Below are 441 nucleotides of genomic sequence, written 5' to 3' on the forward strand. Positions count from 1 at the left end.
GGTATGAACATGTTCAAACTAATAGTAAATACATTACTACACATCAAGTATAGATGAGTCTTGATACTACTTAAGTTATATAAGGTGAAACATTATGATGACTAAAGACGAACGCATACGATTCTATAAGTCTAAAGAATGGCAAACAACAAGAAAAAGAGTGCTAGAAAGAGATAATTATGAATGTCAACAATGTAAGAGAGACGGCAAGTTAACGACATATGACAAAAGCAAGCGTAAGTCGTTGGATGTAGATCATATATTATCGCTAGAACATCATCCGGAGTTTGCTCATGACTTAAACAATTTAGAAACACTGTGTATTAAATGTCACAACAAAAAAGAAAAGAGATTTATAAAAAAAGAAAATAAATGGAAAGACGAAAAATGGTAAATACCCCCGGGTCAAAAAAATCAAAAGCGATCAAAATACTTGGGGAA

General features: G+C 32.0%; 1 protein-coding gene. It reads left to right on the forward strand.

The window, feature by feature from the left end; all coding sequences use genetic code 11:
* The first annotated feature begins 94 nt into the window (after positions 1–94).
* Positions 95–394 carry an HNH endonuclease gene (locus SD53_RS12585; RefSeq protein WP_000988336.1) on the forward strand — a complete coding sequence of 100 codons (300 nt, stop codon included), beginning with the start codon at positions 95–97 and terminating at the stop codon, positions 392–394.
* Positions 395–441: the final 47 nt, after the last annotated feature.

It is taken from the genome of Rheinheimera mesophila, assembly GCF_000986865.1.
Taxonomy (GTDB): Bacteria; Pseudomonadota; Gammaproteobacteria; order Enterobacterales; family Alteromonadaceae; genus Pararheinheimera; species Pararheinheimera mesophila.

Bases quoted from the DNA above. Each gene is read 5' to 3' on its own strand.
- SD53_RS12585 (WP_000988336.1), top strand. From the start codon at position 95: ATGATGACTAAAGACGAACGCATACGATTCTATAAGTCTAAAGAATGG.